Annotated in this window: 18 protein-coding genes, 1 tRNA gene and 3 rRNA genes; 9 read left to right on the plus strand and 13 right to left on the minus strand. The window is 69.0% G+C overall.

Features of this window, described 5'->3' with window-relative positions:
• Positions 1-45: 45 nt before the first annotated feature.
• Positions 46-132, minus strand: a tRNA-Ser gene (locus GA0070611_RS21480).
• A gap of 75 nt (positions 133-207) precedes the next feature.
• On the opposite strand from GA0070611_RS21480, the gene deoD reads away from it, so the two are divergent.
• The 3 genes from deoD to GA0070611_RS21495 all read left to right on the plus strand — a co-directional run bounded on the left by deoD (position 208) and on the right by GA0070611_RS21495 (position 2,118).
• Positions 208-915, plus strand: a complete 708-nt coding sequence (gene deoD, locus GA0070611_RS21485) for a purine-nucleoside phosphorylase (RefSeq protein WP_091667175.1) — start codon at positions 208-210, stop codon at positions 913-915.
• A 115-nt stretch (positions 916-1,030) separates the two neighbouring features.
• Positions 1,031-1,669 (plus strand): TetR/AcrR family transcriptional regulator, encoded by a 639-nt coding sequence (locus GA0070611_RS21490; RefSeq protein ID WP_091667178.1) that lies wholly within the window; start codon positions 1,031-1,033, stop codon positions 1,667-1,669.
• Positions 1,666-2,118, plus strand: coding sequence for an acyl-CoA thioesterase (locus GA0070611_RS21495; protein ID WP_091667180.1), 453 nt, complete (start codon positions 1,666-1,668; stop codon positions 2,116-2,118). The genes GA0070611_RS21490 and GA0070611_RS21495 overlap by 4 nt, the downstream gene beginning before the upstream one ends.
• A gap of 3 nt (positions 2,119-2,121) precedes the next feature.
• Here the strand turns inward: GA0070611_RS21495 and GA0070611_RS21500 are convergent, their stop codons facing one another.
• The 4 genes from GA0070611_RS21500 to GA0070611_RS21510 form a co-directional block, all read right to left on the minus strand.
• Positions 2,122-2,616, minus strand: coding sequence for a nucleoside deaminase (locus GA0070611_RS21500; RefSeq protein WP_331715358.1), 495 nt, complete (start codon positions 2,614-2,616; stop codon positions 2,122-2,124).
• Positions 2,617-2,743: 127 nt separating this feature from the next.
• Positions 2,744-3,265: a tRNA adenosine deaminase-associated protein gene (locus GA0070611_RS21505; protein ID WP_091667184.1), complete on the minus strand. Its 522-nt coding sequence runs from the start codon at positions 3,263-3,265 to the stop codon at positions 2,744-2,746.
• Between the two features lie 118 nt (positions 3,266-3,383).
• A complete protein-coding gene (locus GA0070611_RS31385) occupies positions 3,384-3,554 on the minus strand; it encodes a hypothetical protein (RefSeq protein WP_167604458.1) in 171 nt (56 codons plus the stop codon).
• Positions 3,555-3,625: 71 nt separating this feature from the next.
• On the minus strand, positions 3,626-4,018 hold the full coding sequence (locus GA0070611_RS21510) for a hypothetical protein (RefSeq protein WP_197675766.1): 393 nt from the start codon (positions 4,016-4,018) through the stop codon (positions 3,626-3,628).
• A 100-nt stretch (positions 4,019-4,118) separates the two neighbouring features.
• Between GA0070611_RS21510 and GA0070611_RS21515 the strand changes: the two genes are divergently transcribed.
• Together GA0070611_RS21515 and GA0070611_RS21520 are read left to right on the plus strand one after the other, a co-directional pair.
• Positions 4,119-4,880 (plus strand): M23 family metallopeptidase, encoded by a 762-nt coding sequence (locus GA0070611_RS21515; protein ID WP_091667187.1) that lies wholly within the window; start codon positions 4,119-4,121, stop codon positions 4,878-4,880.
• A gap of 69 nt (positions 4,881-4,949) precedes the next feature.
• Positions 4,950-6,020: a PHP domain-containing protein gene (locus GA0070611_RS21520; RefSeq protein ID WP_091667189.1), complete on the plus strand. Its 1,071-nt coding sequence runs from the start codon at positions 4,950-4,952 to the stop codon at positions 6,018-6,020.
• Between the two features lie 4 nt (positions 6,021-6,024).
• Here GA0070611_RS21520 and GA0070611_RS21525 read toward each other — a convergent pair whose 3' ends face one another.
• Entirely contained in the window at positions 6,025-7,002 is a 978-nt protein-coding gene (locus GA0070611_RS21525) for a DMT family transporter (RefSeq protein ID WP_197675767.1), read from the minus strand.
• A 116-nt stretch (positions 7,003-7,118) separates the two neighbouring features.
• On the opposite strand from GA0070611_RS21525, the gene GA0070611_RS21530 reads away from it, so the two are divergent.
• The 3 genes from GA0070611_RS21530 to GA0070611_RS21540 are packed head-to-tail and all read left to right on the plus strand — an operon-like array spanning position 7,119 to position 10,074.
• Positions 7,119-7,715 (plus strand): Uma2 family endonuclease, encoded by a 597-nt coding sequence (locus tag GA0070611_RS21530; RefSeq protein ID WP_091667193.1) that lies wholly within the window; start codon positions 7,119-7,121, stop codon positions 7,713-7,715.
• Positions 7,716-7,757: 42 nt separating this feature from the next.
• A complete protein-coding gene (locus tag GA0070611_RS21535; protein ID WP_157740369.1) occupies positions 7,758-8,351 on the plus strand; it encodes a Uma2 family endonuclease in 594 nt (197 codons plus the stop codon).
• Between the two features lie 52 nt (positions 8,352-8,403).
• Positions 8,404-10,074 carry a DUF885 domain-containing protein gene (locus GA0070611_RS21540; RefSeq protein WP_091667198.1) on the plus strand — a complete coding sequence of 557 codons (1,671 nt, stop codon included), beginning with the start codon at positions 8,404-8,406 and terminating at the stop codon, positions 10,072-10,074.
• Between the two features lie 58 nt (positions 10,075-10,132).
• On the opposite strand, the gene GA0070611_RS21545 is transcribed toward GA0070611_RS21540, so the two are convergent.
• The 3 genes from GA0070611_RS21545 to nudC form a co-directional block, all read right to left on the minus strand.
• Complete coding sequence (locus GA0070611_RS21545) at positions 10,133-11,689, minus strand: DUF6114 domain-containing protein (RefSeq protein ID WP_091667200.1); 1,557 nt, start codon at positions 11,687-11,689, stop codon at positions 10,133-10,135.
• Positions 11,690-11,769: 80 nt separating this feature from the next.
• On the minus strand, positions 11,770-12,324 hold the full coding sequence (locus tag GA0070611_RS21550; RefSeq protein WP_091673235.1) for a DUF6230 family protein: 555 nt from the start codon (positions 12,322-12,324) through the stop codon (positions 11,770-11,772).
• Between the two features lie 451 nt (positions 12,325-12,775).
• Positions 12,776-13,699, minus strand: coding sequence for an NAD(+) diphosphatase (gene nudC, locus GA0070611_RS21555; RefSeq protein ID WP_091667202.1), 924 nt, complete (start codon positions 13,697-13,699; stop codon positions 12,776-12,778).
• A 194-nt stretch (positions 13,700-13,893) separates the two neighbouring features.
• On the opposite strand from nudC, the gene GA0070611_RS21560 reads away from it, so the two are divergent.
• Positions 13,894-15,717: a VanW family protein gene (locus GA0070611_RS21560; RefSeq protein ID WP_091667204.1), complete on the plus strand. Its 1,824-nt coding sequence runs from the start codon at positions 13,894-13,896 to the stop codon at positions 15,715-15,717.
• 117 nt (positions 15,718-15,834) lie between these two features.
• On the opposite strand, the gene GA0070611_RS21565 is transcribed toward GA0070611_RS21560, so the two are convergent.
• The 4 genes from GA0070611_RS21565 to GA0070611_RS21580 all read right to left on the minus strand — a co-directional run bounded on the left by GA0070611_RS21565 (position 15,835) and on the right by GA0070611_RS21580 (position 21,916).
• Positions 15,835-16,461 carry an NADPH-dependent F420 reductase gene (locus tag GA0070611_RS21565; protein WP_091673238.1) on the minus strand — a complete coding sequence of 209 codons (627 nt, stop codon included), beginning with the start codon at positions 16,459-16,461 and terminating at the stop codon, positions 15,835-15,837.
• A 268-nt stretch (positions 16,462-16,729) separates the two neighbouring features.
• A 5S ribosomal RNA gene (gene rrf, locus GA0070611_RS21570) occupies positions 16,730-16,846 on the minus strand.
• A 76-nt stretch (positions 16,847-16,922) separates the two neighbouring features.
• A 23S ribosomal RNA gene (locus tag GA0070611_RS21575) occupies positions 16,923-20,033 on the minus strand.
• 368 nt (positions 20,034-20,401) lie between these two features.
• A 16S ribosomal RNA gene (locus GA0070611_RS21580) occupies positions 20,402-21,916 on the minus strand.
• The 16S, 23S and 5S rRNA genes sit together here, the layout of an rRNA operon.
• Positions 21,917-22,341 lie beyond the last annotated feature (425 nt).

Here is a 22,341-nt window from a genome sequence, read left to right on the forward strand (position 1 = left end):
CCGGGAACGAAGAAGCGCCCGGAACGGGTCCGGGCGCTTCAGGAGCGGTGGCGGCGGGATTTGAACCCGCGGAGGGCGTAAACCCTCACACGCTTTCGAGGCGTGCTCCTTAGGCCACTCGGACACGCCACCGCCGACGAGGGTACAGGACCACCGGTCCGGACGCCGAACCGGTATCCCGTCGGCCGGCCTGGCAGGATCTTTGCCATGAGTACGCACATCGGCGCTGAGCCGGGAGAGATCGCCGAGCGGGTCCTGATGCCGGGCGACCCGCTGCGGGCCAAGTGGATCGCGGAGACCTACCTCGAGGACGCCCGCTGCTACACGACGGTTCGCGGCATGCTGGGCTTCACCGGCCGCTGGAACGGCGTCGAGGTCTCCGTCCAGGGTTCCGGCATGGGCATGCCGTCCGCCTCCATCTACGCCCACGAGCTGATCAACGAGTACGGCGTGAAGACGCTGATCCGGGTCGGCTCCTGCGGCGCCCTGACCGAGGACCTCCAGTTGCGGGACGTGGTGGCCGCGATCGGCTCGTCCACCGACTCGAACATGAACCGGATGCGCTTCGACGGGCTGATCGACTACGCCCCGGTGGCCGACTTCGGGCTGCTGCGTACCTCGGTCGAGGTGGCCGAGCGGCGCGGCATCAGCATGAAGGTCGGGCCGATCCTGGCCGCGGACGCCTTCTACACCGACCGGCCGGACCTGTACGACACGCTGGCCGACTACGGGGTGCTGGCGGTGGAGATGGAGTCGGCGGCGCTCTACACGATCGCCGCCCGGTTCAAGGCGCGGGCGCTGACCATCCTGACCGTCAGCGACCACATCAAGACCGGCGAGAAGACCACGTCGCAGGAGCGCGAGCAGACCTTCGGCCAGATGGTCGAGGTGGCCCTGGACACCGTCATCGCCTGACCGACCCGACCCGACCCGACCGCCCCGCCACCGTCCGACGGTGCCGGGGCGGTCGGCGTTCCGGGTCACACAAATAAATACGACCGGTCGTGCTTTTTTCGCGTACGCTGCCGACATGACCTCCGACGGCCGCGTCGCCCGCGGCGACCGCACCCGCACCGCGGTGCTCGACGCCGCCGTGTCGCTGGCCACCGAGGTCGGCCTGGACGGGCTCTCCCTCGGCCAGCTCGCCGACCGGCTCGGGGTCAGCAAGTCCGGCCTCTTCGCGCACTGGCGCTCCAAGGAGGCCCTCCAGCTCGCCACCGTCGAGCGGGCGGTGGCGCAGTGGCAGGAGCGGATCGTCGAGCCGGCGCTGCGCGCCCCCCGCGGGGTACGCCGGCTGCGGGCCCTGCACGACGCCCGGATCGACTTCTACGCCGCCCGGGTGCTCCCCGGCGGCTGCTTCTTCGCCAGCACCGACTTCGAGTTCAACGCCCGCCCCGGCCCGGTCCGCGACCGGCTCGCCGAGGCGTTCGGCCGGTGGACCGCCCTGCTGGAGCGCCTCGTCGACGAGGCGGTCGCGCTCGGCGAACTCCCCGCCGGCCTCGACGTCGCCCAACTGGCGTACGAGATCGACGCGCTCGGCATCAGCGCCGCGATGCGGTCCCGCCTGCTGGCGCCGGAGCCCACCTACCGGCACGCCCGCCGAGGGCTGCTGCTCCGGCTCCGGGCGCTCTGCCCCGACCCCACCCTGCTACCGGAAGGCCAGTCATGAGCCACGCCGTCGCCGACCCGCCGGTCGTCGAGTTCGGCCACGTCGAGCACGTCACCGTGCACTTCGACGACCTCGACGCCCTCGGCATCCTGCACAACGCCCGCTACGCGGTGCTGCTGGAGCGGGCCGTCACGCCGTACTGGGCCGAGCGCGGGCACGGCTTCCGGGGGCGGGACAGCTCACCGGACGTGTTCCACGCGGTCCGCGAGTTCACCATCCGCTACCGCGCGCCGATCGCCGCCGTCGGCCCGGTCGCGGTGCACTTCTGGCTGGAGCAGCTCGGCACCACCAGCGCCTCGTACGCGTTCGAGTTCCGCTCGGTCGACGGCAGCACGGTATACGCCGAGGGCACCCGGGCGGTCGTCCGGCTCGACCCGGCGACCCTGCGCCCGGCACCGTGGAGCGACGCCGCCCGCGCGGTCGCCACGTCCCTGCTGCGCCCCGCCTGACGGCTAGCGGAAGAAGGCGCGCAGGAGGGCGGCGCTCTCGGCTTCGAGGACGCCCGCGTACACCTCGGGGCGATGGGTGAGGCGGCGGTCGCGCAGCACGTCCCAGAGCGAGCCCACCGCGCCCGTCTTCGGCTCCCAGGCGCCGAAGACCACGGTCGAGACCCGGGCCAGCGCGATCGCCCCGGCGCACATCGTGCAGGGCTCCAGGGTCACCACCAGGGTGCAGCCGTCCAGCCGCCAGCGGCCCGACCGCTCGGCGGCGCGGCGCAGCGCCAGCACCTCGGCGTGCGCGGTCGGGTCCCCGGTCAGCTCCCGCTCGTTGCGGCCGATCGCCAGCTCGGTGCCGTCCGGCCCGTAGAGGACCGCGCCGACAGGGACGTCCTCCACCGCCGCGTCGTCCGCCGGGTGGGTGTCCGGGCCGGTCACCGCGACCTCCAGGGCGCGGCGCATCCACTGCTCGTGCCGCTGCCGGCGGCCGGTCACGCCGGGGTCGGCCAGCCCCTCGTCCGCGCTGGGCCCGACCCGCCCGGACCGGCCCGGCGTGGGCTGCCCGGGGCGTACGGTCTCCAGCGCCGGGTCGGTGGCGTCGGCCGGCGCGCCGCCGCCCGTCCAGGAGCCGGCCGGCTCAGACCTCACGCAGCTCCTCGACCTCGTCCACGCACCCCAGCACGGTGCAGACCTCGGCGGTCACATCGGCCGGCATCATGCCGTCGTGCCCGCAGAGGGCGAGCAGCTTCTGCGCCGGGATGCCCAGGTCGGCGAGGAGGTCGGCGTCGCCCACCGGGTCGGCCTCCGGGTCCACCGCCGGCTGTTCGGCGTCGTCGTCGCCGGACGCGCGCGGCTCCTCGGGCTCCTCCAGCCCGGTGACCGAGGTTTTCAGGTCACCGACCAGCAACGCACCGAGCCTGGACTCCTCCGCGTACGCCGAGTCGGAGCCGAAGATGCGCAGGTCCTCCCCCTCGTCCAGGCGCAGGATCACCAGGTACGTGTCGTCGGCCTCGACGAAGAGCAGGGAGAGGTCGGCGTCCGGCTCGACGTCGCGCAGCCGGTCGGCGACCTCCTCGATGTCGGTGACGCCCCGCAGACTCACCTCGTCGGCGGACCAGCCGCCCTCGACGCGCGCCACGGCAGCAGCGAAGTACGACACGGTCCCCCCAAATTGGCCTCGGCAGCACGCCGACTCGTCACGCGTGCACGTTAACCGGTCGGGTCGGCGGGCGACCGGTCAACGCCCCGAAGGGCCGGCCGTTCCCGGAGAAAGTCGGTCAGCCGGCGACGCGCCGACGGGTGGCGATGAGTTCGCGCAACCGCTCGGCACCGGCCCGGCGCGGCCGTTCCCGCTGGCGTACCGCGCGGGCACCGGCCAACTCGGCGAGGAGTTGCAGGCGGCGACGGCTCCGCTCGGGGTCGAGCTGCGGCGGTGTGGTCCAGGCCATACCGCGAGCGTGAACCGTCACAGCGCGTACGTCAAGAGTCCTGCTGAGCGCAGCAGAACATGCACACACCGTCACCAGAGCGGCCAGTCTCCACTCTGCGCCCACCGCACCGCGACGATCGCCGCGGCGATGCTCCAGGCGCCGGCGGTGACGATCGCCACGCCCGTCGCGACGCCCCGGTCGCCCCACCGCACCAGCACCGCGGCGGCCAGCCAGGCCAGCCCGCCGCCGATCACCGTCCACCACGCGTAGCTCGGTACACCGTGCCCCAACAGGCCGAACAGCAGCAGCCAGGCGAACGCGGTGGCCGCGCCGGCCGCCACCCCGGCCCCCGTCACCGGATACGGCTCGCGCCAGGTCGGCCGCATCGGCGCGCCGGCCGGGAAGAGCCCGGAGGGGGTACGCGGCACCGGCCGACCCGGGCCCTGGCCGGTCTCACCGGGTGCGGCGTGCCAGCCGTTCATCGCCCCAGCTCCCTTCACGGACCGTGCACCCTCCGCATCACGCAGCGCCACCGGCGTGCGAGGGTTCGTCCCCACCGTACTGGTCTGTCAGGATGACCGGATGCGCTCGCCATCGATCGGCCGCCGTGCGCGTGCGGCGTACCCGGTCCTGCTGCTGCTCGTGCCGGCCCTGGTCGCCGGGTGCGGCGCTCCCGACGCGGGGTCCTCGGCCACCCCGGTCAGCTCGTGGGAGGCGCCGAGCTCGCCGGTCACCGCGGCGCAGCCCGCGGCGCCGTCCACCGTCGCGCCGACCTCGGCCACCCCGTCCCCGTCGCCCTCGCCACGGAAGCTGCGGCACGTCTTCCCGGTCCGGGCGAGCAACGTCGACTACCACCCGACCCACTCCGCCTATCCGGGGACGGACATCTTCGCCGACTGCGGCGAGCCGGTCGTCGCGGTCACCGACGGCAAGGTCCTGGAGGTGAGCCGGGTGGACCGGTTCTCCAAGTCGGGCCCGCTCGGGCCGTACAACGGCGGGTTGTCGGTGTCGCTGCTCGGTGACGACGGCGTCCGCTACTACGGGTCGCACCTGAGCGCGATCGCCGGCGGCATCGACGCCGGCGTCCGGGTGCGCGCCGGGCAGCAGCTCGGCAAGGTGGGCCACACCGGCAACGCCAACAACGTCTGCCACCTGCACTTCGGCCTCTCGCCGAAGTGCACCGGGCACGACGACTGGTGGATCCGGCGCGGCGTCATCTGGCCGGCCCCCTACCTGAACTCGTGGCGGCGGGACGGCAACCGGGGGCCGGCCGCCGAGGTGACCGCCTGGCAGAAGAAGCACGGCTGTCCGAAGGCGCCCACCGTGACCAGTGGCGCCGGCTGACCGGCGTCCACTGCCGACACCGGGCGCGACACCCGGCGACGGGCGTCGCGGGCGCGTAGTTTGCTGCGTATGACTGCCCGGGATCCCATCGCCGACCTGCGCCGGATCGCGTTCCTGCTGGAGCGGGCGAACGAGGCCACCTACCGGGTCCGGGCCTTCCGGTCGGCGGCCACGGCGCTCGCCGGCCTGCCCGCCGGGGAGCTGGCCGAGCGGGCCCGCACCGGCACGCTGACCGAGTTGACCGGCGTCGGCGACGTCACCGCCCGCTGCGTGACCGAGTCGCTGGCCGGCGAGGAGCCGGTCTACCTGCGCCGGCTGGTCGCCACCGAGGGCACCGACCTGGACGAGGCCGCCGCGAAGCTGCGGGACGCGCTGCGCGGCGACTGCCACACCCACTCCGACTGGTCCGACGGCGGCTCGCCGATCGAGGAGATGGCCCTCGCGGCGGTCGAGCTGGGCCACGAGTACCTGGTGCTGACCGACCACTCGCCCCGGCTGAAGGTGGCCCGGGGGTTGACCGCGGACCGGCTGCGCAGGCAGCTCGACCACGTGGCGGCGGTGAACGAGGCGCTGCCGAAGGGGTTCCGCATCCTCACCGGCATCGAGGTGGACATCCTCGCCGACGGCTCGCTGGACCAGGACGAGAAGCTGCTGGAACGGCTCGACGTGGTGGTCGGTTCGGTGCACAGCGGGCTGAACGACGACCGGGCGAGGATGACCCGCCGGATGCTCACCGCGGTCGCGAACCCGCACCTGGACATCCTGGGGCACTGCACCGGGCGGATGGTGTCGTCCCGGCCGGCCGGGGTGAAGGGCCCCGGGGACCGGGCGCACCGGCCGCGTACCCGTGCGGAGAGCGACTTCGATCCGGACGCCGTCTTCGCCGCCTGCGCGGAGCACGGCGTCGCCGTCGAGATCAACTCCCGGCCGGAGCGGCAGGACCCGCCGAAGCGGCTGATCCGCCGGGCCCTGGAGGCCGGCTGCCAGTTCGCGATCAACACCGACGCGCACGCCCCGGGCCAGCTCGACTGGCAACGGTTCGGCTGTGAACGCGCCGCGCTGTGCGGCGTACCGGCCAGTCGGGTGGTGAACACCTGGAAGGCGGAGCGCCTGGTGACGTGGGCGCGTAGCCGGGCCTGACCGGTCAGCGCCGGGCGACCGGCTCCGCCGCCGGCACGGCCGGGGTGCCCACCACCGGCACCGGACGGCGGGACCGGAACATGCCCTGCGCTACCGCCACGCCGATGAGCACGACCAGCGCGCCGACCGGCTGGTGCCAGGTCATCCGCTCGCCGAGCACCACCGCACCGACCAGCACCGCGAAGACCGGGATCAGGTACGTCACGGTGGACGCGGTGCTCGCTCCGGCCAGCCGGATGTTGCGCATGTTGATCACGAAGGCCAGCCCGGTGCCGAGCGCACCGAGCGCCAGCACGCTGCCCAGCACGGGCAGGGAGAGGCCGGTCGGCGCCGGCGGTGCCCCCGCCACCAGGGGCGCGACCACCGCGAGCTGCGCCGTCGCGACCAGCAGCTGCGCCGCCGAGAGCGACAGCCCGGAGTACGCCGTTCCGGCCAGGAACTTCTTCTGGTACGGGATGGCCACGCCGTAGCCGGCGGCCGCCCCGAGGCACATCAGCTGACCGGTGAAGTGCGAGCCGCCCACGCCCTCCCAGACACCGAGCACCACCAGCACGCCGAGGAAGCCCAGACCCAGCCCGACCGCGCGGCGCACGGTCAGCCGCTCGGTGCGGAACACCAGCACCGCCAGCGGCAGCACGATCAGCGGCGTGGTGGCGTTCCAGATGCCGGCGAGCATCGACTCGACCCGCTGCTCGCCGAAGCCGAAGAGGGTGAACGGGATGGCGACGCCGAACGCGGCGACGACCAGCAGGTGCGCCCAGACCCGGGGCTCGCGGGGCAGCCGGTCGCGCAGCACGGCCAGCACCACCAGCAGCGTCGTCGCGCCGGTGGCGACCCGGTAGAGGGTGAGGTGCAGCGGGTGCAGCTCGCCCACCCCGACCTTGATGAAGAGGAAGCTCGACCCCCAGATCACACCGAGGGCGAGGAAGCCCGGCAGCCAGCTCCGCAGCGGTGACCGGTCAGGAGCGAAGTCCGTGTTCACCCCTGACACTCTGCCGCAGGGGTACGACCAGGTCACGCGAAAATCGGTCGCGGTGTCGCGGCCCACAGCAACGGACCTACAGTAGGGGCGTTGACCAGTCGAGGAGGTGGTTCCCGATGGCGATGCCGCACAAGTTCGACCCGCTCTACGACCTGGACGGGATGTGGACCACCCAACTCGCCGATCGCTACCTCCCGCTGCCCGAGCTGCCGAACGCGCGGTACGAGTGCATCGACGGAAGGCTGGTCATGACCCCCGCCGAGACCGGCACGAACAGCTATGCCGAGGGTGAACTGCTGCACCTGCTCAAACCCGGCGCGAAGGCTGCCGGCTACTACGTCTACGGCCAGGTGAACCTCACCTTCAGCCCGGACCGCTGGATCCAGCCGGACCTGACGGTTCTGCACGCGGTTCCCGAGACCGAGTGGGAGGACCGGTGGATTCCGGTCCAGCTGTGCACCATGGTCGTAGAGTTCGTCTCGCCCGGCAGCCGCCGACAGGACTTCGTGGACAAACCGCGCCGGTGCGCAGAGGCGGGCGTGCCGTACTTCATGCGAGTACAGCTGGTTCGTCGGCTACGCCACGTCGAGGTCGAGTTCCTGACGCTGGACGACGGTGGTTACGTCAGCACGGCGCGGGCGGTCAGCGGCCAGCGCCTCAAGCTCGACCTGCCCTTCCCGATCGACTTCGATCCGGTCGAACTACTGCCGTAGCCGGTCCGGCCCCACCTCGTTGATCACCCGGAGGTGGGGCCGTTGCTCTCGCAGGTGTCCGATCCGCTCGTCGACCTCGCCGGCCGGTGGACCACGACGCTGGCCGACGCGCACCTGCCGGTCCGGGAGCTGGCCGGGGCCCGGCACGAGTGCGTGGACGGCCGGCTGGTGATCGGCCCCTGGCTGGGCGCCGCGGAGAGCTTCGCCATGGCCAGCCTGGCGACCCTGCTCATCCCCGCCGCCGAGGCGGCCGGCCGGCACGTGTACGGCCGTGTCAACCTGACCTTCGGGCCGGCGCTCTGGATCCAGCCGGACATCACCGTGCTGCACACCCTGCCGGCCGGTGACGCCGAGGACCGGTGGGTGCCCGCCGGTTACTGCACGATGGCGGTGGAGGTGCTGCCCCGGGGCGGCCCCCGGCGCACGCCGGTGGACCGGTCCCGCCGCTGCGCGGCCGGTGGCGTCCCGTACTTCCTGCGGGTGGAGGTCGGCCCGGAGCAGGCGGTGGTGGAGCTGCTCACGCTCACCCCGGCGGCCGGCCGGTACGCCCGCACCGCGCGTGCGTCCGGTGGCCACCGGCTCCGGTCCGACCTGCCCTTCCCGATCGATCTGGATCCCGCCGACCTGCTGCCCTGAACACGGCAAACACGGTCGACACCCGGATGGTGCGGTCACGTAGGGTCGCCTGGTGGGACGAATCGATGACCTCGCCAACCGGTACGTGGCCGACTGGGCTCCGCTGAGCCCGACCGGGGCCACCTACGTCGGCATCGCCGGCTACGACGACCAGCTCGACGACCTCTCCCCCGACGGGTACGCGGCCCGGGCGGACCTGGCCCGACGCGCCCTGGCCGAGCTCGACGTGACCGAGCCGGACACCGAGGCGGAGCGGACCGCCAAGGAGGCCATGCAGGAGCGCCTGGGGTTGGAGCTCGCCCGGTACGACACCGGCGAGAGCACCAGCGAGGTCAACGTGATCGCCAGCGGGCTGCACGAGATCCGCATGGTCTTCGACCTGATGCCGACCGACGGGGACGACGCCAAGGCCAACGTGGCCGCCCGGCTCAACCGCTTCCCGGCGACGCTGGAGGGCTACAAGCGCACGCTGCGCGAGGCGGCCGCCGACGGCCGGATCAGCTCCCGGGTGCAGCTGGTCGAGGTGGCCAAGCAGTGCGACATCTGGACCGACCCGGGCGGTGACGACTTCTTCCACGGGCTGGTCGAGCGGCTGGAGGCCGACGGCACGCTCGGTGCCGAGCTGCGCAAGGGTGCTGCCGCCGCGACCGCCGCCACCGCTGAGTTCGGGCAGTTCCTGCGCAACGAGCTGGCCCCGCAGGGCCGGGAGAAGCAGGCCGCCGGCCGGGAGCGCTACGAGCTGGCCTCCCAGTACTTCCTGGGCGCGAAGGTCGACCTCGACGAGACGTACGCCTGGGGCTTCGCGGAGCTGGCCCGGTTGGAGGCGGAGATGCGGGCGGTGGCCGCGCGCATCGTGGGTCCGGGCGCGAGCGTCGACGACGCGGTACGTGCCCTCGACGCCGACCCGGCCCGGACCATCCAGGGCAAGGAGGCGTTCCGGGACTGGATGCAGGCGCTGGCCGACAAGGCCATCGGCGAGCTGCACGGCACCCACTTCGACATCCCCGAGCAGGTCCGCCGGATCGAGTGCTGCCTCGCACCGACCAGTGACGGCGCGATCTACTACACCGGCCCGAGCGAGGACTTCTCCCGACCGGGCCGGATGTGGTGGGCGGTGCCGCAGGGCATCACCGACTTCTCCACCTGGCGCGAGGTGACGACCGTCTACCACGAGGGCGTACCCGGCCACCACCTCCAGGTCGCGCAGACCGCCGTCCGGGCCGAGAAGCTCAACCGCTGGCAGCGCCTGCTCTGCTGGGTCTCCGGGCACGGCGAGGGCTGGGCGCTCTACTCGGAACGGCTGATGGACGAGCTGGGCTACCTGGAGGACCCGGGCGACAAGCTCGGCATGCTCGACGGGCAGGCGTTCCGCGCGGCCCGCGTGATCGTCGACATCGGCATGCACCTGGAGCTGGAGATCCCCCGGGACAACCCGTTCGGCTTCCACCCGGGCGAGCGCTGGACTCCCGAGCTGGGCTGGGAGTTCATGCGGGCGCACTGCCGGGTGCCGGACGAGAACCTGCGCTTCGAGCTGAACCGCTACCTGGGCTGGCCGGGGCAGGCCCCGTCGTACAAGGTGGGCGAGCGGATCTGGTTGCAGGCCCGGGAGGAGGCGAAGGCCCGCAAGGGTGCCGACTTCGACCTCAAGGAGTTCCACCGGCAGGCGCTGGACCTCGGTTCGCTGGGGCTGGACCCGCTGCGCCGGGCGCTGGCCCGACTCTGAGGTACGCGAAACGGCCGGGAGCCTCGTTGCTCCCGGCCGTTTCGCGCGTCCGGTACGCCTAGACCAGGTCGAGCTTGAGCTTCGGCTTGGCGGTCAGCACCTTCGAGTCGACGAACGCCAGGTCGATCGACGGGTCGGTGAAGGTGATCGGCAGCGGCGAGGTGATCGGGATGCCGTCCGGGAACGGCAGGTCCGGGGTGAGAGTGATCTTGATGCCGAGCAGGTAGCCGACGAAACGGGTGGCGTAGAAGGCCACATCGTCCCGGACGGTCAGCTGATCGGTGGCGTACCGCTGCTGCTTGCCCGCCGGACCGCTGGCCAGCAGGACGAAGTCGTCCGTCACCGCCTTGTCCATGGTGAACTTCAGGCACTTCAGCTTGCCGTCGCGGGTGGGCAGCTCGACGATCCCCTCGAAGCGCAGCCCGGTCATGGTCACCTTGGAGCCGGTGAGCTTGGAGACCGGGTCGGCGACCATCTGCTGGCCCGGCTCGGCGGCGATCCGGGGCAGCGGCTTGCCCGGCTGGACCGGCTTGGGCTTGGCGGGGGCGGGGCTGGCACAGGTGTTGCCGCCCGGCCTGGTGGCCGGCTTCGTGGTGGCGCTCGGCGTGCCGCCGCCGGTGCTGCCGGCGCTCGGGGCGATCGCGGTCGACCTCGGCTCGGCGGCGGCAGCGGCCGAGGCGCTCGGGGACGGGGTGGGCGACGCCTCGGTCGAGTCGCCGCCGGTGAACAGGCCGGTGATGCCATCGACGATGTCGGTCAGCAGGTTGCCGTCCGACGTCTGCTCCGGCGTCGGGCTCGGGGTCGGGCTGGCCGGGGCCGGGGCGCTCGCCGACGCGGACGGGCTCGGGTCGGCCGGGGCGCTGGTGGTGGGGCAGGCGGCCGGCGCGGCGATCGCGGGCTGCTCGCCCCGGACGCCGAGCAGGCCGACGCTGGACACGCTGGCGACCAGCAGCAGGATCGCGTACAGCTTCGGGTCCCGGTGGCCGTCCCGCGGCGTGTCGGGGCCGACGGCCGGCAGCACCTGGGTGGTGTCGGCGGAGCCGGTCGGGGCCGCCTCACGCAGCGGGTTGCGGGGCTCGGGCAGCGTGTCGGTCAGGACGCCGCTCGTCTCGTCCTCGCGCTGCCGGGGCAGCAACTCGTCGACGAGCGCCGGCTCGGCGTCGTCCTCGTACTGCTCCTCGACCGGGGCGGCCTCGGTCGCGACCGGCTCGGCCGGCGGCACCTTCTTGGCCGGCACCCAGGCGAAGCCGAGCGCGCTGCCGACCATGCCGAACAGCAGGCCGATGAAGAAGCCGCCGAGGTTGACGCCGATCATCGAGTAGAGCGCGGTGATCGCCGCGACGATCGCGTAGAACATCCGCTGCGCCGGGCTGAACCAGAGCAGCATCCCGCAGGCGAAGAGGATCACCGGGATCAGCCAGGACAGGAAGCCGGTGGGCCCCATCTGGAAGGTGAGACCGTTCAGGCTCATCTGGGTGGTCGCGAAGATCTCCAGGCCGGCCAGCGCGGTGAAGAGCCCACCCCAGAACGGCCGCGCCCGCCGCCAGCGGCGGAAGCCACGCCACGCCTGCCCGAACCCACCGGGCCGGGCGTGCTGCGTCTCGGTGGTTGTCACGTACTCCTCCTGGCGGTGCTGTCGGCGTGGAACAAGGTCAAGGCCCGCGGAGGGCGCCCTCCGCGGGCCTCGCCATCAGATCAGAAGCATTCCTTGGCGCTGGCGCCCACGTTCACCTTGAGCTTGAGGCCGTTCAGGGTGAAGGTGCCGGCGCTGGTGGAGCGGGCCACCTGCTTCAGGTCGGTGATGACGACCTTGTCGGCGCTCTGGCCGAAGGACTTCGGCACGACGGGCTGCGACGGGTTCATGTCGCCCGCGTCCCGGCCGATCTTGATGTTGGTGAACGTCGCGTCACCCTCGAGCGAGTCCATGTCGATCAGCAGACCGTCGGCGGTGGCCGGCTTGCCGCCGCCACCGGCGTTGATGGTCAGCACGATCGGCACACCCGGGATGCTGGCGTTCACCGACTGGCAGAGGTCGTACAGCTTGGCGTTGCCGATCTCGGAGACGGCCACCGGGTGCTGGGTGCCGTCCGACTCCTTGGTCAGGCCGCCGTACTGCTTGAAGCCGTCGCCCTCGAGCTTCGAGGCGCCGACCTTGAAGGTCTGGCCCGAGACGGCGAACGAGGCGGCGATGGCGCCGTTCGCCATGCCCAGCACGATGCCGCCGGCCACGACGGTCGCCGGCACCATCATCGCGGCGAAGCGACGCCAGCGGGTGCCGCCACTCACCTGGCGGTCTTCGGTTTCACTCACAAGGTCCTCCTCGACGGGGGTGCGTCACCGGCCGCGGGGTGCGTCTCGGGACGGGGAAAGCTGCGGGGCGGCGCGGAAGCCGTGTGCCGACGGGCCGCGCAGTACGCGGATTGGATGCTCTCGCGAAGCGACACACCTCACAAGCCCCTTGCTACTGACGGGTAACACAGCTGTGGTATCAAGATCGCCTACGGTCACCAACCGTTAACGTCCCGACGACAAGGACGCCCGGGCAAATCCCCCTGATTACGACAGGAAGGCCGACAGGTTTCACCTGTGGTAGCGATCACGGGCTTAAATCACAGTTCGGTAACGGCGGCCTGACAAACCGCTGAGGGTGACCCGTCGATCACCCGTACGGCCGACCGCACTGACCGGTCGGCGGCCCTGCTCAACCCGCCTGGTGCAGCCAGGACCCCAGCAGGTGACGGTCGATCGAGTCGACCCGGCCGAGCGGATGCCCCGCCGCCACCCGGTCCCGCAACTCCGCCCGGGTGAACCAGCGCGCGTCCACCACCTCGTCGCCGTCCACCCGCACCTCGGTGCCGGCCGCCGTGGCCCGGAAACCCACCATCAGCCCCGCCGGGAACGGCCACGCCTGCGACCCCTGGTACGCCACCCCGGTCACCGTCACGCCGGCCTCCTCGGCCAGCTCGCGGCGTACCGCGTCCTCCAGGCTCTCGCCGAGCTCCACGAAGCCCGCCAGCGTCGACCAGGACCCCTCCGGCGCGCCCCGGTGCCGGGCCAGCAGACACCGCCCCGGCTCACCGGGCGCCTCCACCAGCACGATGACCGCCGGCTCGATCCGGGGGAAGAAGAGCCGGCCGCACCCGGGGGCGGTGCAGGACCGGGTGTGCCCGCCGTCCCGCGGCTGCGTCACCGCCCCGCAGGAGCCGCACCAGCGCTGCCCCCGGTGCCAGTGCAGCATGCCCTTCCCGTACGCCTGGACGGCCGCCTCCGCCGCCGTCAGCCCGCCCACCAGGGCCCGTACGTCCACCGCCGCGACCGCCCCGGTCAGTTCCAGCGCCGTCGCCTCCGGCCGGCCGGAGAGGTCCACCGCGAAGACCGCGGCCCCCGCGTCGAGGCCCAGGAACACCGTCTCGTCGGCGGCGGCCAGCAGAGCGGCCGAGTCGGCGGCCATCAGCCGCAGCGGCGCCCGCCCGGCCGAGACCAGGCACCGGTCCTGCCAGAACGGCAGCAGCACGCTCCCTGGGTCCGCCAGCACCGCCCTGACCCGGTCGGGATCGCCGCGCAGCCCGTTCGCCCGGTCCAGCCATCCGCCGCCGTATGCCAGGCCCCGCTCGTCCGTCCGCACCCGCCCACCGTCCCACGACCCGGACCAGCTCGGGAGCCCGGCGGGAGTGACGACCACGACACCACCGGCACCCGGTCGACACGCGGCACCGGACCGGCCCGGCCGGAGACTCCCGACCGGCCCGAGCGTTGGTTACCGTAGGTGCTTCCGGGTGGGGGAGCGGTCCCCACCAGGTACTTCCGATCGAGGTTGCTGTGACGCTGTACGGGGACAGACTCCCGCCCGCCGACGACCGGCCCACCGTGAAGGTCACTGCGGTGAGCTGGCCGGACGACGCGCCCGAGCGCGCCGTCGCACCGGGTCCGGAGCGGCCCGCGCGCGGCGGCCCGTTCCGGCGGGGCCGGCTGCTGCTCGCCGGCGGCATCACCGCGGCCGTGCTGGCCGCCGGGGTGGTGGGCGCCGGTGCCTGGGCGTACGCCGGGGACGTGCCCCGGGGCACCAGCGTCCTCGGCGCCGAGCTGGGCGGCCGGAGCCGGACCGACGCGGTCCGCACCCTCCGTGCCGAGCTGGAGCGCCGGTCCGCCACGTTGAACGCCCCGGTCGCCGTCACCGTCGGCGAGCGTCGCGTCGAGCTGAAGCCCGCCGACATCGGCCTCGCCATCGACGTGGAGGCCACCGTGGCGGCCGCCGCCGCCGTCCGGGCACACGCGGTGGACCGGCTCGTCGGCTCCCGCGCGGTCGACCCCGTGGTCACCGTCGACGACACCCGGCTGGCCGCGGCGCTGAACCGGGCGAAGGGCTCCCAGGGCCGGGAGATGACCATGCCGGCGATCATCTTCAGCGGCACCACGCCCAAACCGGTGTACCCGAAGCCGGCGCTCACCGTCGACCAGCCCGCCGCCGCCGCGGCCGTGAAGGCCGGCTGGCTCGCCGGCCGGCCGGTCACCGTGCAACTCGTCGAGAAGTGGCCCGCGACCAGCGAGGAAGAGGTCGACCGGCTGGTCACCGAGCTGGCCAAGCCGGCCGTGGCGGCCCCGGTGACGGTCTCGACCGACCGGGGCTCGGTCACCGTCCCACCCGCCGCGATCGCGCGCAGCCTGCGCTTCTCCGCCGACGAGGCGGGCCGGCTCACGCCGCGTATCGACCTGAAGCGGCTCCGGGCCGCCCTCGGCGACCGACTGGCGAAGATCGAGATCGAGCCGCAGGACGCCGGTCTCACCATCAGCGGTGGCAAGCCGAAGGTGGTGCCCGGCAAGGCCGGCCGACAGCTCGACGCCACCGCGTTCGGCCGGGACCTGCTGGCGGTGCTGCCGAAGACCGCAGACCGTACGGTCACCGCGCAGCTGAAGCCCGCCGAGCCGGAACTGACCGAGGCCAAGCTCACCGAGCTGGGAATCAAGGAGCGGGTCTCCACCTTCACCACCCGGTTCACCGGCGGTCTCTCCTCGCCGCGCAGCCAGAACATCGTCCAGGCGGCCAAGGACGTCGACGGCACCATCGTGGCGCCCGGGGAGACGTTCTCGCTCAACGCGCACACCGGTGAACGCGGCTACGACCAGGGCTACCAGGACGCGCCGACGATCGTGAACGGCAAGCTGGTCCCGGGTGTCGGCGGGGGCGTCTCCCAGTTCACCACCACGCTCTTCAACGCCACCTACTACGCCGGGCTGGAGGACGTCGAGCACAAGCCGCACTCGTTCTACTTCAGCCGCTACCCGGCCGTGATCGAGTCGACGATCTACTGGCCCGAGCTGGACTTCAAGTTCCGCAACAACACCGAACACGGCGTACTCATCGACACCGCGTACACCTCGAACACGATCACGGTGTCGATCTGGAGCACCAAGATCTACGACAGCGTCAAGACCGAGTACGGCCCGCGTCGCGACGTCACCCAGCCGAAGACGGTCTACCTGAAGCCCGGCCCCGACTGCATCTCCGCCGCGGGGGGTGAGGGCTTCGCGCAGGACGCCTGGCGGGTCATCCGCAAGGACGGCAAGGTCATCAAGCGGGAGAAGTTCAGCTGGCGCTACGCCGCCGAGCCGCGCTTCGTCTGCGGTCCCGACCCGAACGCCTGACGTCCGTCCACCGCACGCAGGGCGAAGCCCCGCCGACTCCGTCGCCGGCGGGGCTTCTTCTCGTCGTACGCCCGCAGGGTCGCCCCGTCGTCAGGACGCCTGCCGTTCGGCCGTCCGTCAGGGGCGGGCCTCGGCCAGGCCCTGACGGACCCCCTCGGCGTCCCGGTCGGTGCCGTACACGGGGGTGTCGGGCTGCTGGCGCCAGCTCTCGTCGAGCGTGCCCGCGTCCACCGGGTCGAAGCCGAGCGCGTCCACCAGCTCCATCACCATGCGCTTGGCATCCGCGTCGTCGCCGGCCACCGGCAGCGCGATCCGGCCGGCCTCGCCGGCCGCCTTGCCGTGGTCCATCAGGTGGGCGGCCTGGATGTTGTTGAAGGTCTTCACCACCCGGGCACCCTTCAGGTGCTCCTGCGTCCACCGGCTGGAGCTGAGGCTGCGGTCGAGCAGCTCGGCGATGTCGCCGTCCCGCTGGGGGTAGTAGTTGTCCGCGTCGACCACGACCTTGCCGTCGAAGAGAGCCGCCGGAAGGTCCGGTACGGCCTTCAGCGGGATGGCGATGACGACCAGCTCCGCCCCCTGGACCGCCTCGTCCAGGGTGCCGGCTGTCGCGCCGGTCTCCGCGGCGAGGTCGCCCAGGCTCTGCGGCCCACGCGAGTTGGTCACGGTGACCTCGTGGCCCAGCGCGCTGAGTCGACGGGTGAGGGTGCCACCGATGTGCCCCGACCCGATGATTCCGATCTTCATGACCACTCCTGCCTCCGCCGGTCCCGGCGGTCAGTTCCCGGTCGAACCATCAAGCAGGTACCCCCGGCCCGGGTGTCCTGATCATCGACCGGACGTACCCCGGGTCACGTTTTCGCCCGCGTCGGCCGACGCCCACGGCACCGACGGTACGAGAACCGGCGGGCCGTACGCGGCCGTTTCCGCAGAAGCCGTCGGGTGGATCGTCGACACCCGACCCCGGAAAGCATTCAGGGCCACCCCGTTGAGGGGTGGCCCTGAATGAAAGATTGTCCGGCGGCGTCCTACTCTCCCACACCCTCCCGAGTGCAGTACCATCGGCGCTGGAGGGCTTAGCTTCCGGGTTCGGAATGTTACCGGGCGTTTCCCCTCCGCCATGACCGCCGTAACTCTATGAACATGTCAAACACACACACGCGGGTGTTCGATCGTTCAGAGTTGCACAGTGGACGCGTAGCAGCTTCGTAGTCAAGTCCTCGGCCTATTAGTACCGGTCAACTGAACCCGTTACCGGGCTTACATTTCCGGCCTATCAACCCAGTCGTCTAGCTGGGGGCCTTACCCCACCAAGGTGGGTGGGATACCTCATCTTGAAGCGAGCTTCCCGCTTAGATGCTTTCAGCGGTTATCCCTTCCGAACGTAGCTAACCAGCCGTGCCCCTGGCGGGACAACTGGCACACCAGAGGTTCGTCCGTCCCGGTCCTCTCGTACTAGGGACAGCCCTTCTCAAGTATCCTACGCGCACGGCGGATAGGGACCGAACTGTCTCACGACGTTCTAAACCCAGCTCGCGTACCGCTTTAATGGGCGAACAGCCCAACCCTTGGGACCTGCTACAGCCCCAGGATGCGACGAGCCGACATCGAGGTGCCAAACCATCCCGTCGATATGGACTCTTGGGGAAGATCAGCCTGTTATCCCCGGGGTACCTTTTATCCGTTGAGCGACACCGCTTCCACATGCCAGTGCCGGATCACTAGTCCCGACTTTCGTCCCTGCTCGACCTGTCAGTCTCACAGTCAAGCTCCCTTGTGCACTTGCACTCAACACCTGATTGCCAACCAGGCTGAGGGAACCTTTGGGCGCCTCCGTTACCCTTTAGGAGGCAACCGCCCCAGTTAAACTACCCACCAGACACTGTCCCTGAACCGGATAACGGTCCGAAGTTAGATACCCAAATCAACCAGAGTGGTATTTCAAGATTGCCTCCACCCATACTGGCGTATGGACTTCACCGGCTCCCACCTATCCTACACAAGCTAATTCGGATACCAATGTCAAGCTATAGTAAAGGTCCCGGGGTCTTTCCGTCCTGCCGCGCGTAACGAGCATCTTTACTCGTAATGCAATTTCGCCGGGCCTGTGGTTGAGACAGTGGGGAAGTCGTTACGCCATTCGTGCAGGTCGGAACTTACCCGACAAGGAATTTCGCTACCTTAGGATGGTTATAGTTACCACCGCCGTTTACTGGCGCTTAAGTTCTCCGCTTCGCCCTTACGGGCTAACAGGTCCCCTTAACGTTCCAGCACCGGGCAGGCGTCAGTCCATATACATCGAATTACTTCTTCGCATGGACCTGTGTTTTTAGTAAACAGTCGCTTCCCCCTGCTCTCTGCGGCCATACAACGCTCCACCCGCGCGGGGCTTCACGTCTCCGGCCCCCCTTCTCCCTAAGTTACGGGGGCAATTTGCCGAGTTCCTTAACCACAGTTCGCCCGATCGCCTCGGTATTCTCTACCTGACCACCTGTGTCGGTTTGGGGTACGGGCCGCTAAGAACTCGCTAGAGGCTTTTCTCGGCAGCATAGGATCACTGACTTCACCTGAATCGGCTCGGCATCACGTCTCAGCCCATATGCACCGCGGATTTGCCTACGGCACGGCCTACACGCTTACCCCGGCACAACCACCGGCCGGGCTCAGCTACCTTCCTGCGTCACCCCATCGCTTGACTACTACCCGCCAGGTTCCCACGCTCCCCAACCTCGACCCGAAAGTCTTGGATGGTTTGGGTGGTTAGCACAACGAGGTTCATCAGGGTCGCTCTTTCGCGGGTACGGGAATATCAACCCGTTGTCCATCGACTACGCCTCTCGGCCTCGCCTTAGGTCCCGACTCACCCAGGGCGGATTAGCCTGGCCCTGGAACCCTTGGTCATCCGGCGGAAGGGTTTCTCACCCTTCTTTCGCTACTCATGCCTGCATTCTCACTCGTGCCGCGTCCACAACTAGGTCACCCCGTTGCTTCACCCCCGGCACGACGCTCCCCTACCCATCCACACACCTGCACCGGATATCAAGACCCGGCGTGGTTAAAATGTGAATGCCACAGCTTCGGCGGTGTGCTTGAGCCCCGCTACATTGTCGGCGCGGAACCACTTGACCAGTGAGCTATTACGCACTCTTTAAAGGGTGGCTGCTTCTAAGCCAACCTCCTGGTTGTCTATGCGACCCCACATCCTTTTCCACTTAGCACACGCTTAGGGGCCTTAGCTGGTGATCTGGGCTGTTTCCCTCTCGACTACGAAGCTTATCCCCCGCAGTCTCACTGCCGCGCTCTCACTTACCGGCATTCGGAGTTTGGCTGATTTCGGTAAGCTTGTGGGCCCCCTAGACCATCCAGTGCTCTACCTCCGGCAAGAAACACGCGACGCTGCACCTAAATGCATTTCGGGGAGAACCAGCTATCACGGAGTTTGATTGGCCTTTCACCCCTAACCACAGGTCATCCCCCAACTTTTCAACGTTGGTGGGTTCGGCCCTCCACGCGGTCTTACCCGCGCTTCAGCCTGCCCATGGCTAGATCACTCCGCTTCGGGTCTAGAGCATGCGACTAAAGAGCGCCCTATTCAGACTCGCTTTCGCTACGGCTCCCCCACACGGGTTAACCTCGCCACATGCCACTAACTCGCAGGCTCATTCTTCAAAAGGCACGCCGTCACCCCGCAAGGCTCCGACGGATTGTAGGCGAACGGTTTCAGGTACTATTTCACTCCCCTCCCGGGGTACTTTTCACCATTCCCTCACGGTACTCGTCCGCTATCGGTCACCAGGAAGTATTTAGGCTTACCAGGTGGTCCTGGCAGATTCACGGCAGATTTCAGGGGTCCGCCGCTACTCGGGAACACCCACAGAAGGTCAGCAACTTTCACGTACCGGACTGTCACCGTCTACGGTTGGCTTTTCCACACCATTCGGCTAGCCACTGACTTTGTAACTCCTCGGACAAGTGTCAGCTTGTCCAGCGGGGTCCCACAACCCCGACCACGCAACCCCTGACAGGTATCACACGCAGCCGGTTTAGCCTCAATCCGCTTTCGCTCGCCACTACTCACGGAATCACTATTTGTTTTCTCTTCCTACGGGTACTGAGATGTTTCACTTCCCCGCGTTCCCCCCACACACCCTATGTGTTCAGGTGCGGGTGACATCACATGACTGATGCCGGGTTTCCCCATTCGGACACCCTGGGATCACAGCTTGGTTGACAGCTCCCCCAGGCCTATCGCGGCCTCCCACGTCCTTCATCGGCTCCTGGTGCCAAGGCATCCACCGTTCGCCCTTGACAACTTGACCACAAAGATGCTCGCGTCCACTGTGCAATTCTCAACAAACGACCAACCCACAACCCGAAACACCCCACACCAGCAACCCCCACAGGGATCCGGTATGCGAGGCCAGGCCGTGCCTGGCGCCGGCGGAACACTCGTTCCGCTTACGGCTCTGAAAGACAACCGTAGTTGTTCCTTCAGGACCCAACAGGGTGCTTTACGCTCCTACCCAGCCGCACCAGGAGGAACCGTTCCCACCACCGAAGCGGCTGTACTAGGTATCCCGGCCGTTGCCGGACAGAAACTGACCAGTGTCTCCGCCATTGAGCACCCCGACCCGACATTCGCGGGCCGCGGGCTCCTTGCACCCTTTCAGGTGAAGGTGCTCCTTAGAAAGGAGGTGATCCAGCCGCACCTTCCGGTACGGCTACCTTGTTACGACTTCGTCCCAATCGCCAGCCCCACCTTCGACGGCTCCCTCCACAAGGGTTGGGCCACCGGCTTCGGGTGTTGCCGACTTTCGTGACGTGACGGGCGGTGTGTACAAGGCCCGGGAACGTATTCACCGCAGCGTTGCTGATCTGCGATTACTAGCGACTCCGACTTCACGGGGTCGAGTTGCAGACCCCGATCCGAACTGAGACCGGCTTTTTGGGATTCGCTCCACCTCACGGTATCGCAGCCCATTGTACCGGCCATTGTAGCATGCGTGAAGCCCTGGACATAAGGGGCATGATGACTTGACGTCATCCCCACCTTCCTCCGAGTTGACCCCGGCAGTCTTCGATGAGTCCCCGCCATAACGCGCTGGCAACATCGAACGAGGGTTGCGCTCGTTGCGGGACTTAACCCAACATCTCACGACACGAGCTGACGACAGCCATGCACCACCTGTGACCGCCCCCGAAGGACCTCACATCTCTGCGAGTTTTGCGGCCATGTCAAACCCAGGTAAGGTTCTTCGCGTTGCATCGAATTAATCCGCATGCTCCGCCGCTTGTGCGGGCCCCCGTCAATTCCTTTGAGTTTTAGCCTTGCGGCCGTACTCCCCAGGCGGGGCGCTTAATGCGTTAGCTGCGGCACAGGGAACCGGAGAGGCCCCCCACACCTAGCGCCCAACGTTTACAGCGTGGACTACCAGGGTATCTAATCCTGTTCGCTCCCCACGCTTTCGCTCCTCAGCGTCAGTATCGGCCCAGAGACCCGCCTTCGCCACCGGTGTTCCTCCTGATATCTGCGCATTTCACCGCTACACCAGGAATTCCAGTCTCCCCTACCGAACTCTAGCCTGCCCGTATCGACTGCAGGCCCGCAGTTGAGCTGCGGGTTTTCACAGTCGACGCGACAAGCCGCCTACGAGCTCTTTACGCCCAATAAATCCGGACAACGCTCGCGCCCTACGTCTTACCGCGGCTGCTGGCACGTAGTTGGCCGGCGCTTCTTCTGCAGGTACCGTCACTTTCGCTTCGTCCCTGCTGAAAGAGGTTTACAACCCGAAGGCCGTCATCCCTCACGCGGCGTCGCTGCATCAGGCTTCCGCCCATTGTGCAATATTCCCCACTGCTGCCTCCCGTAGGAGTCTGGGCCGTGTCTCAGTCCCAGTGTGGCCGGTCGCCCTCTCAGGCCGGCTACCCGTCGTCGCCTTGGTAGGCCATCACCCCACCAACAAGCTGATAGGCCGCGAGCCCATCCCAGGCCGAAAAACTTTCCACCACCAACCATGCGATCAGTAGTCATATTCGGTATTAGCCCCCGTTTCCGAGGGTTATCCCAAAGCCTAGGGCAGGTTGCTCACGTGTTACTCACCCGTTCGCCGCTCGAGTACCCCGAAGGGCCTTTCCGCTCGACTTGCATGTGTTAAGCACGCCGCCAGCGTTCGTCCTGAGCCAGGATCAAACTCTCCAACAAAAACTTTGTCGGACACAATGTCCTGGCAACAAAAAGTGTTGCCAAAGGAATCCCAACCAGACAGACCAAAGCCTGCCCAGTCCGGGGTATAAATCATAATTGGCACTGGCTTATCAAGCACCCTGTTGAGTTCTCAAAGAACAACCACACACCATCCGGCAAGCCCCACCCAGTGGAACCCCCGTCCGGGGCATTTCGTCCGCGTCCCCGCCGCTCCCGCGCCGGGCACTTTTACTACGTTACCTCACCGTCTCGGCCGTGTCAAACCGTGTGTCCCGGTCTGTCATGCTTCGTACGGGTTGGCCTCCGCTGAGCGCACGCAGCGGCGAACCACTGCGTTTGATCATCGGATTTGGCAGGCCGGCCGCCGCGGTCACCCGCTAGCTCGTCCGTTTCCCTGCCGGTCGACAACCTTACCCGGTCGG

This window comes from Micromonospora auratinigra (assembly GCF_900089595.1).
In the GTDB taxonomy this organism is placed as follows: Bacteria; Actinomycetota; Actinomycetes; order Mycobacteriales; family Micromonosporaceae; genus Micromonospora; species Micromonospora auratinigra.